The 14,281-nt window shown below is 45.4% G+C and carries 12 protein-coding genes; 8 read left to right on the top strand and 4 right to left on the bottom strand.

Features of this window, described 5'->3' with window-relative positions; translation table 11 throughout:
• Positions 1-8: 8 nt before the first annotated feature.
• Positions 9-698: a two-component system response regulator PhoB gene (phoB, locus tag NBH01_RS17180; RefSeq protein ID WP_008762294.1), complete on the bottom strand. Its 690-nt coding sequence runs from the start codon at positions 696-698 to the stop codon at positions 9-11.
• Positions 699-931: 233 nt separating this feature from the next.
• On the opposite strand from phoB, the gene NBH01_RS17185 reads away from it, so the two are divergent.
• From NBH01_RS17185 to NBH01_RS17200, 4 genes are all read left to right on the top strand, one after another.
• Complete coding sequence (locus tag NBH01_RS17185; RefSeq protein ID WP_008762295.1) at positions 932-2,125, top strand: hypothetical protein; 1,194 nt, start codon at positions 932-934, stop codon at positions 2,123-2,125.
• A 51-nt stretch (positions 2,126-2,176) separates the two neighbouring features.
• Complete coding sequence (locus NBH01_RS17190; protein ID WP_011107812.1) at positions 2,177-2,983, top strand: DUF3805 domain-containing protein; 807 nt, start codon at positions 2,177-2,179, stop codon at positions 2,981-2,983.
• 28 nt (positions 2,984-3,011) lie between these two features.
• Positions 3,012-4,880: an ABC-F family ATP-binding cassette domain-containing protein gene (locus NBH01_RS17195; RefSeq protein ID WP_022470075.1), complete on the top strand. Its 1,869-nt coding sequence runs from the start codon at positions 3,012-3,014 to the stop codon at positions 4,878-4,880.
• Positions 4,881-4,951: 71 nt separating this feature from the next.
• Entirely contained in the window at positions 4,952-5,794 is an 843-nt protein-coding gene (locus tag NBH01_RS17200) for a histidinol-phosphatase (protein ID WP_074856842.1), read from the top strand.
• Between the two features lie 89 nt (positions 5,795-5,883).
• Here the strand turns inward: NBH01_RS17200 and NBH01_RS17205 are convergent, their stop codons facing one another.
• On the bottom strand, positions 5,884-7,119 hold the full coding sequence (locus tag NBH01_RS17205) for a fucose isomerase (protein WP_008762299.1): 1,236 nt from the start codon (positions 7,117-7,119) through the stop codon (positions 5,884-5,886).
• 180 nt (positions 7,120-7,299) lie between these two features.
• Here NBH01_RS17205 and NBH01_RS17210 point away from each other — a divergent pair, with 180 nt between their 5' ends.
• From NBH01_RS17210 to rimI, 4 genes are all read left to right on the top strand, one after another.
• On the top strand, positions 7,300-8,499 hold the full coding sequence (locus NBH01_RS17210; RefSeq protein WP_011107809.1) for a pyridoxal phosphate-dependent aminotransferase: 1,200 nt from the start codon (positions 7,300-7,302) through the stop codon (positions 8,497-8,499).
• A gap of 182 nt (positions 8,500-8,681) precedes the next feature.
• Positions 8,682-9,926: an ABC transporter permease gene (locus NBH01_RS17215; protein WP_234141040.1), complete on the top strand. Its 1,245-nt coding sequence runs from the start codon at positions 8,682-8,684 to the stop codon at positions 9,924-9,926.
• A 130-nt stretch (positions 9,927-10,056) separates the two neighbouring features.
• Positions 10,057-11,523, top strand: a complete 1,467-nt coding sequence (locus NBH01_RS17220; protein ID WP_055221076.1) for a RimK family ATP-grasp domain-containing protein — start codon at positions 10,057-10,059, stop codon at positions 11,521-11,523.
• Positions 11,524-11,525: 2 nt separating this feature from the next.
• Positions 11,526-11,978: a ribosomal protein S18-alanine N-acetyltransferase gene (gene rimI, locus NBH01_RS17225; RefSeq protein WP_225678905.1), complete on the top strand. Its 453-nt coding sequence runs from the start codon at positions 11,526-11,528 to the stop codon at positions 11,976-11,978.
• An 11-nt stretch (positions 11,979-11,989) separates the two neighbouring features.
• Here rimI and NBH01_RS17230 read toward each other — a convergent pair whose 3' ends face one another.
• Together NBH01_RS17230 and NBH01_RS17235 are read right to left on the bottom strand one after the other, a co-directional pair.
• A complete protein-coding gene (locus NBH01_RS17230; protein WP_234141038.1) occupies positions 11,990-13,162 on the bottom strand; it encodes a glycosyltransferase in 1,173 nt (390 codons plus the stop codon).
• Positions 13,163-13,218: 56 nt separating this feature from the next.
• On the bottom strand, positions 13,219-14,244 hold the full coding sequence (locus NBH01_RS17235; protein ID WP_011107805.1) for an AI-2E family transporter: 1,026 nt from the start codon (positions 14,242-14,244) through the stop codon (positions 13,219-13,221).
• Positions 14,245-14,281: the final 37 nt, after the last annotated feature.

Raw genomic sequence — 14,281 nt, forward strand, 5'->3', positions numbered from 1 at the left:
CTTCTTGATTATTCGGCTTCAAAGCAGTATCCGTATCCCAGGCGGGTAACGATGCACTTGCCATATTCGCCAATTTTCTTCCGTAAACGGGTGATATTCACATCAATGGTACGATCGAGTACGTATACTTCGTCGCTCCAGATGCGTGCCAGAATGTCTTCACGGGAGAAGACGCGTCCTTTGTTCTGCACCAGCAGAAGCAGTATTTCAAATTCTTTCTTCGTCAACTGCACTTCTTCGTCGTCTATGCTTACCTTCTTCTTGGTGATGTCGATCACGAGTGACTGGTAAGTCAGGCGTTCGGGCGCCTTTTCCGTCTCCATCGTGGCGGTACGCCTCAGTACGGCTTTCACACGGGCGATCACTTCGCGCAGGGAGAAAGGCTTGGAGATATAATCGTCCGCTCCCAGATTGAAGCCTGTTACGGTATCGTTTTCGGTATCTTTGGCTGTGATGAAGATGATGGGCACTCTGGCTGTTTTCTTGTCTTTCTTCAGCATGTTTGCCATCTTGAAACCGGAGATTTCCCCCATCATCACGTCCAGAAGAATCAGGTGGTAACTGCTGATATCCATCTTCAGAGCCTCTTCGGCGGAGTTGGCGGTATCCACTTCATAACCTTCGTTTTCAAGATTGAATTTCAGAATCTCACAGAGGTCTTCTTCATCGTCGACAACTAAAATACGGTAATCGTTCATATGATATATGTATTAATGTGATATGACAAAGTTAAGCTTTTTTTTATTTCGGGACAAAGATGAGAAGACTTTGTTACGGGCGGATGAAACAAATATTACAATCGTATTACATTCCGCTGAATGCGGGCATCGGGATGATATTTGAAAGTTTTTATGGGATATGCGAGGAAAAACCGTCTGTTATTTGTTATCTTTGTGTAGCGATAGGATAATAAATACACAGTTTGCAGATCATGATAAAAATAGACTTGAAACGATATAGACGCGAAGTGGTAGGAGGGGTGATTGTACTGCTTCTTCTCATCGGGGGAATCTCCGTCTTTAAATATACTTCTTTTAATTCCGGCTTTGAGATCGTAGACGATCTGGGAGGAAATATCTTTCCGTCGGCCATCCTGTCGGTAGCCACTACGGACGCGCAGGTGATTACTCCTTCGGATTCTACCTGTCTCGGAAATCCGAAATCGTGCATCGCCGTTCGGGTGAAGTCAAGGACTGCTTATAGCCGGGTGCGGATAGAGGTTGCCGAGACCCCTTTCTTTTCCCGTTCCGTGTCGGAATTTGTGCTGAACAAGCCGAGGACGGAATATACTATTTATCCCGATATCATCTGGAATTACGAGGCACTGAAGAATAACGCACAGGCGGAACCGGTGAGCGTAGCCGTAAAAGTGGAGATGAACGGGAAAGACTTGGGACAACGGGTACGTACGTTTTCGGTGCGTAGCGTCAATGAATGCCTGTTGGGTTATGTGGCGAACGGGACGAAGTTTTACGATACCAGTATCTTTTTTGCCGCATACGTCAACGAAGAGAATCCGATGATCGACCAGCTGCTTCGTGAAGCGCTGAATACCCGCATCGTGAATCGTTTCTTGGGCTACCAGAGCACGGCCAAAGGTGCGGTAGACAAGCAGGTATACGCACTTTGGAACATCTTGCAGAAACGCAAGTTCCGCTACAGTTCCGTATCCAATACGAGCCTTTCGAGCAATGTCGTTTTCTCGCAACGCGTCCGTACCTTTGACGATGCGCTGGAATCGTCGCAGATCAACTGTGTGGACGGCAGCGTCCTGTTCGCTTCGCTTCTTCGGGCTATCAATATCGAACCGATACTGGTACGTACACCGGGGCATATGTTCGTAGGATATTACACCGATAACTCTCATAAGGACATGAACTTCCTCGAAACAACGATGATCGGCGATGTAGACCTCGACGACTTCTTCCCGGATGAACAACTGGACTCTACCATGGTCGGCAAATCGCAGAACGAAATGTCACTGCTCACTTTCGAGAAATCCAAACAGTATGCCAACAAAAAGTACAAAGACAATGAAGCAGGCATCCACTCCGGAAAGCTGAACTATATGTTTCTGGAGATTTCCAAAGAAGTACGGAGGAAAATACAGCCGATAGGAAAGTGAAATTCATTTTTAATTCGTATTTTTGCCCAAGTAATCATTTAATGAAAAAGGATGCAAGGCAAGAAATTTATCTCCCCCGGAGCGTGGTTTTCGATGAATTATCCGTCGGACTGGAACGAGTTTGAAGATGGCGAAGGCTCTTTTCTTTTCTATAACCCCGATGTATGGACGGGCAACTTTCGTATATCAGCTTTTAAAGGCAACGCCTCATACGGTAAAGATGCCATCCGTCAGGAACTGAAAGAAAACGATTCGGCTTCATTGGTGAAAATCGGTACATGGGACTGTGCCTACAGTAAAGAAATGTTTCAGGAAGAGGGCACTTATTATACTTCTCACCTGTGGATAACAGGAACCGGCAATATCGCTTTTGAATGTTCTTTTACCGTACCCAAAGGCGGAAGCGCCAAGGAAGCGGAAGAGGTCATCGCTACACTGGAAGCCCGCAAGGAAGGCGAGAAATATCCCGCAGAACTGATTCCCGTCCGCCTATCGGAAATCTATCAGATCAATGAAGGCTACGAGTGGGTAGTATCTACCGTCAAACAGGAACTCAAAAAAGACTTTCAGGGAGTGGAAGAGGACTTGGAGAAGATTCAGCAAGTGATAGACAGCGGTAAGATCAGCCCCAAGAAGAAAGATGAATGGCTCGCCATCGGTATAACGGTATGCGCGATTCTGACTAACGAAGTGGAAGGCATGGAGTGGAAAACCTTGATTGACGGCAATCGGGAAGTCCCCGTACTCGAATACCAAGGCCGGACCATCGACCCGATGAAAATCGCATGGAGCAAAGTTAAGGCCGGCCAACCCTGCAACATTGCCGAAGCATATCAATCGGCAATCGATCATCACTAAATCACGAACCAGCTAATCACTAAATTACGTGGCAGTACCTTATTTACAAGTAGACAACCTGACCAAGTCCTTCGGCGACTTGGTTCTTTTTGAAAATATATCTTTTGGCATTGCCGAGGGGCAACGCGTCGGATTAATCGCCAAGAACGGCAGCGGAAAAACAACCTTACTGAATATCATCGCCGGAAAAGAAGGGTATGACAGCGGAAACATCGTCTTCCGCCGTGACCTTCGTGTGGATTATCTGGAACAAGACCCGCAGTATCCCGAAGAACTGACCGTTCTCGAAGCCTGTTTCCATCACGGCAACAGCACCGTCGAACTGATTAAAGAGTACGAACGATGTATGGAAACCGAAGGGCATCCGGGACTGGAAGACCTCTTGGCACGCATGGACCAGGAGAAAGCATGGGAATATGAGCAGAAAGCCAAGCAAATTCTGTCCCAACTGAAAATCCGTAACTTTGACCAGCAGGTGAAGCAGCTTTCCGGCGGACAGCTGAAACGTGTAGCCTTAGCCAACGCCCTGATCACCGAACCGGATTTGCTGATTCTCGATGAGCCTACCAACCATCTGGACCTGGACATGACCGAATGGTTGGAAGACTACCTGCGTCGCACCAACCTGAGCCTGCTGATGGTGACGCACGACCGTTATTTCCTCGACCGTGTCTGCTCGGAGATTATCGAAATTGACAATCAGCAGATTTATCAATATAAAGGTAACTACAGCTATTATCTGGAGAAACGTCAGGAACGCATCGAAGCTAAAAGCGTGGAAATAGAACGTGCCAACAACCTCTATCGTACGGAACTCGACTGGATGCGCCGGATGCCGCAGGCACGCGGACACAAAGCCCGATACCGTGAAGATGCCTTCTATGAACTGGAGAAGGTTGCCAAGCAACGTTTCAACAATGACAACGTAAAACTGGAAGTAAAGGCCTCTTATATCGGAAGCAAGATATTCGAAGCCGATCATCTGTTCAAGAGCTACGGCGACCTGAAGATTCTGGATGATTTTTCCTATATCTTTGCCCGTTACGAGAAGATGGGAATTGTAGGAAATAACGGAACGGGTAAATCTACTTTTATCAAAATATTGATGGGACAGGTCAAACCCGACAGCGGAACGGTGGATGTGGGCGAAACTGTCCGTTTCGGCTATTACTCGCAGGACGGTCTCCAGTTCGACGAACAAATGAAGGTGATTGATGTCGTGCAGGATATAGCCGAAGTGATCGAACTGGGGAATGGAAAGAAACTGACGGCTTCGCAATTCCTGCAGCATTTCCTGTTTACTCCCGAAACGCAGCATAGCTATGTCTATAAACTGAGTGGGGGAGAGCGCCGCCGCCTTTACCTGTGCACGGTGCTGATGCGTAATCCCAACTTCCTCGTGCTCGATGAGCCTACCAACGACCTGGACATCATCACTCTGAATGTGCTCGAGGAGTATCTGCAGAACTTCAAGGGCTGTGTCATAGTCGTTTCCCACGACCGCTACTTTATGGATAAGGTAGTAGACCATCTGATGGTATTCAACGGACAGGGAGATATCCGTGACTTCCCCGGAAACTATAGCGATTACCGTGACTGGAAAGAAGCCAAGGCACAGAAAGAAAAGGAAGCGGAAAAGCCGCAGGAAGAGAAGACCGCCCGTGTCCGTCTGAACGATAAGCGGAAAATGAGCTTCAAGGAAAAGCGTGAGTTCGAACAACTGGAAAAAGAAATAGCGGAACTGGAAGCGGAGAAGGCACAGATTGAAGAACTGCTTTGCAGCGGAACGCTTTCTGTAGACGAACTGACTGAAAAGTCGAAACGTCTGCCCGAAGTGAATGATCTGATTGACGAAAAGACCATGCGCTGGCTGGAACTGAGCGAGATAGAAGGCTGACATGAATCTGAACGGAAAGAAACTGTAATAACTGAAACAACCTGATAATAACCGAAATAACATAGACCGATATGACAAACCTGACCAATTACCATAGTCACTGCTTATATTGTGACGGACGAGCTAATATGGAAGATTTTATCCGTTTTGCCATTAGTGAAGGCTTTTCTTCTTATGGTATTTCTTCTCACGCTCCTCTGCCATTTTCTACAGCATGGACGATGGAGTGGGACCGGATGGATGATTACCTTTCCGAATTTTCTCGTCTGAAGGAGAAATATGCCGATAAAATAGAGCTTGCCATCGGACTCGAAATAGACTATCTGAATGAAGAGAGCCATCCCGCTATCCCTCGTTTTCAGGAATTGCCGCTCGATTATCGGATTGGTTCTGTGCATATGCTCTATTCTCCGCAGGGCAAAGTCGTGGATATCGATACCCCTGCCGATATATTCCGTCAATTGATAGATGCGCATTTTGAAGGTGATCTCGATTACGTTGTCCACCTTTATTATAAGAATCTGCTCCGTATGGTCGAGCTGGGAGGTTTTGATATCCTTGGTCATGCAGATAAGATGCACTATAATGCCTCTTGCTATCGTCCGGGATTATTGGACGAACCGTGGTATGATGCGTTGGTTCGCGATTATTTTGCAGAAATAGCCCGTCATGGATATATCGTTGAAATTAATACCAAGTCTTATCATGATTTGGGAACTTTCTATCCGAACGAACGCTATTTCCCTTTATTGAAAGAATTGGGTATTCGGGTACAGGTGAATAGTGATGCCCATTATCCGGAACGGATTAATAACAGTCGTGCCGAAGCATTGGCAGCCTTGAAGAAAGTCGGCTTTGACACAGTAGTGGAGTGGCACGGCGGACAGTGGAAAGATATGCCTCTGTTACAATAAAACAGAGCTTCTGTTTATAATAAATGCAGGCTCCGTCAACTGCTGACAGAGCCTGCATTTATCTATAACAGAGCCTCTGTTTCGATCCCCTATTCCGTCCTTTTGCAGGCATTCGATAACAGGAACTCATTCAAAGCTTCTTCATAATTCCCATGAATCATAATATGATGATTGCCTAGCGGGTTTTTCAGGAAATAATCCGCCGGAGTATTCATGCGGATACGCACCTGCGTACGGCACATATTGATATAATTCGTATTCTCGGTTAGAGTTCCGGTAGACAGGTAATACTCATCCAGACATTCGCCTCCGCATTTTACGATAGTCACGTCACCTGTCGGGAGCAGTCCTTGAATGGCGATACCTTTCTCTGTCTCAAAATGATTGCGGATAATATATCTTTCCGTCTGTTTGAGTCCTATAGTGCAATGTGCCAGTATTAATTCATTGGTTCTCGTATTGATGGTGGATGGATTTGCCATGAATCCTTCTTTTCCTGTCAGCGCCTTAACTGCCAGAAGAGTGAAGATAGACTGGAGATCTCCTTCACAGCCTGCCATGATACCGTCATCATTCAGCAATGACAATGCCAGACAGCCGGTCGTATCAATTTGATCGATCAGTTTGAAGCAGCTTAATGTCAGCGCTTCCAGCTTCTCTTCTTCGCAAATTCTCTTGATGGCCCTGTATAATCGCATCGCTTTGATTAAATCCTCGGGAGTTCCCTCGCGGCAGGCAAGCGCCTGCGAAGCAACAGCGGCGCAGGACGCGCCTACCTGATCATCTGTGATTTGTTTAAAATGTTCATAAACCCTTTCCAGCGGAATATCTATATATTCGATTCCCCAACGGCGTTTTGCCAGAAGATAATCCACATTGCTGGCAACCAGCCACGAAGAAGGAGTACCGATGACTCCGATACGCTTGCCGAACAAAGAACGCTGTGCGCGGAAATTATTATATAGTATATGTACACGTTGAATAATAGACGGTAATTCTCCATGAAGAATTTCACTCTTCATTCCCCTTCCACGGAGCCATGTAGATATTTCCAATGCCGCAGCAAGTGAGTTCTGCATGCCATCGGCCAATAAAATGGCGGGGCGGGGAAGACGTTCGAAGTGCTGGATGACCAGTCTTTCCACACCTCCGGTAGCGATAAAAATGATTTTGAAATCATCACTGCCCAACTTATCCATATCTTGATAATCGATGAGTTTGACAGTGTAATATTTTTCAAGTTCACTCAGAATTGCTTCGTGCGAATTGCGCAGCGAGGCTTGTTTGTGAAGTATTGAAGCAAATGAGATAAGGTGTATGGTCATTATGATATTGTTTTAAGTTTTCCGTATTACAAATGTATAGCTTTCTTTTCATTTTTCCACTACGTTTTTACCCTTGATAAGGATTTTAAAGTTTTTATGTCTCTGTATTCAAATTATTGCGTACATTTGCAGTTCCAAATTAAAAAAGTAAATAGTAATTAGTAATTTGTAGTTAAAATTATGCCAACCATATCCATTCGCGGAAACGAGATGCCTGCATCTCCTATCAGAAAACTGGCTCCTTTGGCAGACGCTGCCAAGCAACGGGGAGTCCATGTGTTTCACCTGAACATCGGACAGCCTGACCTGCCCACTCCTCAGGCCGCGATTGACGCGATACGCAACATCGACCGTAAAGTGCTGGAATATAGCCCCAGTGCCGGAAACAGAAGCTATCGCGAGAAACTTGTGGGATATTATGCAAAGTTCAACATCAACCTGACGGCTGACGATATAATCATTACATCGGGAGGTTCGGAAGCGGTACTTTTTTCCTTCCTTTCCTGCCTGAATCCGGGAGATGAAATCATTGTTCCGGAACCTGCATACGCCAACTACATGGCATTTGCCATCTCTGCCGGAGCAAAGATCCGTACGATTGCAACGACCATTGAAGAAGGTTTCTCCCTGCCGAAAGTAGAGAAATTCGAAGAACTGATCAATGAACGTACCAAGGCTATCCTGATTTGTAATCCGAACAACCCGACCGGTTATCTGTATACACGTCGGGAAATGAATCAGATCCGTGACCTGGTGAAGAAGTACGACCTCTTCCTCTTCTCTGACGAAGTATATCGTGAATTTATTTATACCGGCTCTCCTTATATCTCTGCCTGTCATCTGGAAGGTATCGAGAATAATGTAGTGCTGATCGATTCAGTTTCCAAGCGTTATTCGGAGTGCGGAATCCGTATCGGTGCATTGATTACCAAGAACAAAGAGATACGTGACGCTGTTATGAAATTCTGTCAGGCTCGTCTGAGTCCTCCTTTGATCGGACAGATTGCCGCTGAGGCTTCTTTGGATGCTCCGGAAGAATATTCACGTGAGACGTATGATGAATACGTAGAACGGCGTAAATGCTTAATTGATGGATTGAACCGTATTCCGGGCGTTTATTCTCCGATTCCGATGGGGGCTTTCTATACCGTAGCCAAACTCCCCGTAGACGACTCGGACAAGTTCTGTGCATGGTGTCTTTCTGACTTTGAATACGAAGGCCAGACCGTATTTATGGCACCGGCTTCCGGTTTCTATACTACTCCGGGCTCCGGCATCAATGAAGTGCGTATCGCCTACGTATTGAAGAAAGAAGATTTGACCCGTGCGCTTTTCATCCTGCAAAAGGCGTTGGAGGTGTATCCGGGAAGAACGGAATAGGAAATAAGTATTAAGTAATAGGTATTAAGTATTAACCGTAGACGCTGGTTGGCGTATGAGATATTATAAGATTGATAATATATCATAAGGTAATGACTTAATACTTAATATAACACTTAATACTTAATCTCTAAATAAGCTACGGCTAATACTTAATACCTATTACTTAATACTTAAAAGAATTGTCATTATCTCTTTTTATAGCCCGTCGTATTTATCGCGAGAGCGATGGTGGAAAGCAGGTTTCACGTCCTGCGGTCCTCATTGCTATGGCTGGTATTGCCATAGGGTTGGCTGTTATGATTATTGCGGTGGCGGTAGTCATAGGGTTTAAAAGTGAGGTAAGGAATAAAGTCATCGGGTTCGGGTCGCACATTCAGATAGCGAATCTGGATGCGGTCAATTCTTATGAGACTCATCCGATTGCGGTGGGGGACAGTATGATGACTGCTCTTTCCGGTTATCCCCAAGTAAGCCATGTGCAACGTTATTCTACCAAGCCGGGGATGATAAAAACGGATGATGCTTTTCAGGGAATGGTACTGAAAGGTGTCGGACCGGAGTTTGATCCGAGTTTTATGCAGGAGTATCTGGTGGAAGGGGAGATTCCTGCGTTCAGCGATTCGGCTTCGAGTAATCAGGTACTTATCTCCAAGGCGCTGGCTACCAAAATGAAGCTGAAGCTGGGAGATAAGATATATACCTATTATATTCAGGATAATATCCGTGCCCGGCGCTTGACGATTGCAGGCATTTATCAGACCAATTTCTCGGAGTATGATAATCTGTTTCTGCTGACGGACCTTTATTTGGTGAACCGCCTGAATGGCTGGGAGCCGGAGCAGGTGAGCGGTGTGGAACTGCAGGTGCGCGACTATGATAAACTGGAAGATATCACTTACGAGATAGCCGTTGATACGGATAGTCAGCGGGATAAGTTTGGAGGCGTGTATTATGTACGCAACATCGAGCAACTGAATCCCCAGATATTTGAATGGCTCAATCTGCTTGATCTGAATGTATGGGTAATCCTTTTCCTGATGATAGGAGTTGCCGGCTTTACCATGATTTCCGGTTTGCTGATTATCATCATAGAACGCACCAATATGATCGGAATACTGAAAGCGCTGGGAGCCGATAATTTTACGATTCGCAAGACTTTCCTTTGGTTTGCCGTCTTTCTCATCGGCAAGGGGATGCTTTGGGGCAATGCGATTGGACTGGCATTCTGTTTTATCCAGTCCCAATTCGGAATATTTAAGCTCGATCCGGAGAATTATTATGTTGATACAGTATCGGTTTCTTTCAATATCTGGTTCTTCCTTTTGATCAATGCAGGTACGTTGCTGGCATCGGTTCTGATGCTGATCGGACCTTCTTATTTGATAACGAAGATCAATCCTGCAAGCTCCATGAGGTACGAGTAACCCTCTCTTTTTCTTTTCTTTTTTTGCTGCAAAAATAATTTAGACCGTTGCGTGAGGTAGAGTGAATAATATATCTATATTTGCGCCCGATTTACTTAATATCCTCTTGTAGGTTTAATTTTTAACCATTATGAATAATGTGTTAATTCTGTTGGATAATCCGGATGACTGGAAGCCGTATTGTGAGACGAAAAGTATCCTGACTGTTTCCGACTATCTGAAGAACAAGCCGGTTGAAAAAGACCGGAAGTTAGTTATTAATCTTAGCAATGATTACAGCTATAACTCCGAAGGGTATTACTGTTCGTTGCTTGCCCAAACGAGAGGACAACGGGTGATTCCCGATGTTGACATCATCAACAAACTGGAGACGGGGACAGGAATCCGCATGGACCGAAGTCTGCAGGCGTTGTGTTATCAATGGATTCAGAAGAACGGGATCAAAAGTGATATCTGGTATCTGAATATCTATTTCGGGAAATGCCGTGAGAAAGGGCTGGAAAGAGTGGCCCGCTTCATTTTCGAGAACTATCCCTGCCCGTTGTTGAGAGTCGCTCTGAACACTCATCCCAAGAATCAGATTGAAAGTATTCAGTTCTTGCCTTTGAACCGGTTGGATGATGAGGAACAGGACTTCTTTGCCAATACGCTGGATAACTTTAATAAGAAAATATGGCGTGCGCCTAAGTCGGCAAAAGCTCCGAGATATAGCTTGGCGGTACTGATCGATCCGAAAGAGAAATTTCCGCCCAGCAACAAAGGCGCTTTGCATAAACTCTCCGAGGTGGCCAAGAAGATGAATATCCACGTTGAAATGATTACAGAGGATGATGCGATGCGTCTGTTGGAATTTGATGCGCTGTTTATCCGGACAACGACCTCGCTGAATCATTATACATTCCATTTGTCACAGTTGGCCGCCCAGAATGGGATGGTCGTTATTGATGATCCGTTGTCTATCATCCGGTGTACCAATAAGGTTTATCTGAAAGAACTTTTTGAGAAAGAAAAGATTCCGGCACCGAAGTCTACGTTGATTTTTCAGTCCAATGAGAACTCGTTCGAACAGATCAGTGAGCAGGTTGGTGCTCCTTTCATTCTGAAGATACCGGACGGTTCCTATTCCATTGGCATGAAAAAGGTGTCCAATGAAGAAGAACTGAAAACAAGTCTTGAACTTCTTTTCGAGAAGTCGGCTATCTTGTTGGCGCAGGCATTTACGCCTACGGAGTTTGACTGGCGTGTCGGTCTGCTGAACGGAGTACCTTTGTATGCCTGCAAGTATTATATGGCAAAAGGTCATTGGCAGATTTACTGCCATTATGATTCGGGCAGGAGCCGCTGCGGACTGGTGGATACGATTCCTATCTATCAGGTGCCGCGTGTGGTACTGGATACGGCGATAAAGGCTGCCAATCTCATCGGAAAAGGCTTGTATGGAGTGGATTTGAAGATGGTCGATGATAAGGCTTACGTGATTGAAATCAACGATAATCCGAGTATTGATCATGAACTGGAAGATGCGATTATCGGTGACGAAATGTATTACCGTCTGTTGAATCACTTTGAGCAGGCGCTGGAAATGAAACATTATTAGTGATGGAACCGACGATGCACCTCCGCCAGGCAAAAGCGGGAGACATTCCTGCCATTCTGGAGATAGAGCAGGAATGTTTTCAGGAAGATAGTTTTTCGAGAGAACAGTTTGTTTATCTGATCTGCCGTTCAAAGGGCACCTTTTATGTGGTGGTGGAAAAGGAGCGGGTGATCGCCTATGTCTCATTATTGTTTCATGCGGGAACCCGTTATCTGCGGATATATTCGATAGCTGTCCATCCGGATTGCAGAGGAAGGAAGCTGGGACAGTTGCTCATGGAGCGGACGATTGAGACAGCTCTTGAATGTAAGGCGGCAAAGATTACGCTCGAAGTAAAAGAGTCGAATACGCCTGCCATCAAGCTATATATGAAAAATGGCTTTATTCCCGTGGGAGTAAAGCCAAACTATTATCATGATGGTTCGGATGCGATCTATATGCAGCGACCCATGTAATCAGCGGTTGCCTATCTTCTCATAAAGTCCCCTTTCCTGCGGAAAGAACGGTAAAGTTTAAATTTGAGCGACTGGATGGGCTGGAGGATATCGAAAACCGGCAGGGAGAAATAATATTTCCTGTCTCCGCCCATTTCTTTGGCTGTCCGATTAATGATGATTGCCTGTACGATATAGCGGAACAGCCAGATCAGTAATGCAATTCCGGCAGCCAGCCAATGGAAGTTGAGGATGCCGAATACAAGACCCGCAATGCAGGCAGCGTAAAACAGCAGACGGGAGAAAGTCTCGAATCCTAACAAATAGCGCTGTGCACCGTGATAAAAGCGTGCGGTTGCCATATAGCTTATCTTTTCTTCTTTCCATTCTTTGTAGCTGTATACCGGTTGTATCCGCATGGTTGCATTGATATCCGTTTCTACGCGTGTGTTGGATGGGGTGGCTATCTGGTTGATGAATAAATCATCTTCCCCGCGTTGCAGGTTCAGATAAGTGGAGTAGCCTTTTCTCTGGAAGAATAATTCTTTCCGGTAAGCCATGTTACGTCCGATGCCCATGTATGGCTTTCCTGCCAGTGCAAAGCATAAATAACGCAGAGACTGGAATAACGTGTCAAAGGCTACCCGTTTGTGCAGCCATCCTTTGGTCCGGTCGTAACCGCTGTATCCCAGCACTACCTGAGTCTGTGAAGTGAAGTTACGTGCCATTAGTCTGAGCCAATCCTTGCTTGCAGGCATACAGTTTGTTTCTGTAAATACCAGCCAGTCGTGTTTGCTGGCCTTGATGCCCAATGTCAGGGCAAGTTTCTTATGACTGATGTAACGTGCGCTGTCGGGAGTGAAGCTGTGATAAAGGTGAGGATATTTCTCTTCCATAAATCCCAGTACATCCTCTGTCTCATCTGTAGAAGCATCGTTGATAACAATCACTTCGAACTGCGGATAGTTCTGTTCGAGAATGGCAGGTAAGATTTTACGTAGGTTATCAGCTTCGTTGCGTGCACAAAGAATCACGGAAAGCGGAGGCATCTCTTGTGTGAAATGCACTGCTTCTTTGCGTACAGCCTTATTGCGGGTATGTATCCGATTGTACAAGCCGAAATAATAAATGAGCTGAATGATAAAAAGAATACCTGCCGCCGATAAAAGAATCAGTTCGACAGTATTGAATGTAAATGCTTCCATTGGATATAAGTGTCGTTTTTACGACTGCAAAAGTACGCATTTTTTTGGTAGCTCCGTCATCTCGCAGGAAGGTTATTTCGTAAATCCAGATATTCTTTCTTGAACATGTCGACGAATAGAAAGAATAATGAAAGCAGCAACGGACCGAAGATGACTCCCATAAATCCGAACAACGGCAAACCGATAACGACTCCGAATATTGTAATCAGCGGATGGGTATCCGCCATTTTCTTCTGCAGGATGAATCGGATCAGGTTATCCGACTGAGATATGACTATTCCACCGTATGCGGCGAGTCCGATAGCGTTGAACCAGTCTCCGGTTACGGCAAGATAGGCAGCTACGGGAAACCATATCAAGGCAGTTCCTACCATTGGAATGATGGTGGCGAAGCAGGTCAGGAATCCCAATACCAGGACATTGGGTGCTCCGAAGATAAGATACCCTATCATGGCGACCCCTCCTTGAATAATGGCTAACAGAGGTATGCCGATGGCATTGGAACGTACAATCATATTGATTTCGTGAATTACTTCCTGTGTATTCGCTTCATTGAACGGGAGAATGTCATTCACATAAGCTTCCATCTTTTTTCCTCCTATCAGCATAAAGTATAGTACGAATACCATGACAAACAGATTGATGGCAAGGCTGCTGATGCTTTCCATTATTATTTGTCCGATGCGGGGTAGGATGGAGACAATGAATGACAAGGTATCTTTTCCCAGCACATCATAACCCGTTTTTTCTTTGATAAACTCTGCCACCTGCTGCATCGGGGCAATGAATGTTTGCGGGTCCAGATTGATGTCCTGAAGTTGGTTTACCAGTAGCCAGATTGTCAGTCCGAGCGGAACCAAAAATACCATAACCGTCTCTGCCGTAATCAGCAATGCGGCAACACTGCGTTTCAGTTTCCACTTTTCTGTCAGGTGCGTCATTTGTGTGCGTACCAAAATATAAATAGTGAGTGCTCCCAGCAATCCTCCCAAAAAAGGAGTGATCTGACGGAAGATGATGATTCCCATAAATAGTATGATGACGATGAGGGAATATTTCCAGTATTGTTCTTTGATGCTCATATTATGTATTTAGATATTCTGCTTTATAAACAAAAGA

Source organism: Bacteroides sp. B1-V-101 (assembly GCF_023656585.1).
GTDB lineage: Bacteria > Bacteroidota > Bacteroidia > Bacteroidales > Bacteroidaceae > Bacteroides > Bacteroides thetaiotaomicron.

Coding starts and splice junctions, on each gene's coding strand:
- phoB (WP_008762294.1), bottom strand. CDS start 698: ATGAACGATTACCGTATTTTAGTTGTCGACGATGAAGAAGACCTCTGT.
- NBH01_RS17185 (WP_008762295.1), top strand. CDS start 932: ATGATAAAAATAGACTTGAAACGATATAGACGCGAAGTGGTAGGAGGG.
- NBH01_RS17190 (WP_011107812.1), top strand. CDS start 2,177: ATGCAAGGCAAGAAATTTATCTCCCCCGGAGCGTGGTTTTCGATGAAT.
- NBH01_RS17200 (WP_074856842.1), top strand. CDS start 4,952: ATGACAAACCTGACCAATTACCATAGTCACTGCTTATATTGTGACGGA.
- NBH01_RS17205 (WP_008762299.1), bottom strand. CDS start 7,119: ATGACCATACACCTTATCTCATTTGCTTCAATACTTCACAAACAAGCC.
- NBH01_RS17210 (WP_011107809.1), top strand. CDS start 7,300: ATGCCAACCATATCCATTCGCGGAAACGAGATGCCTGCATCTCCTATC.
- NBH01_RS17220 (WP_055221076.1), top strand. CDS start 10,057: ATGAATAATGTGTTAATTCTGTTGGATAATCCGGATGACTGGAAGCCG.
- rimI (WP_225678905.1), top strand. CDS start 11,526: ATGGAACCGACGATGCACCTCCGCCAGGCAAAAGCGGGAGACATTCCT.
- NBH01_RS17230 (WP_234141038.1), bottom strand. CDS start 13,162: ATGGAAGCATTTACATTCAATACTGTCGAACTGATTCTTTTATCGGCG.
- NBH01_RS17235 (WP_011107805.1), bottom strand. CDS start 14,244: ATGAGCATCAAAGAACAATACTGGAAATATTCCCTCATCGTCATCATA.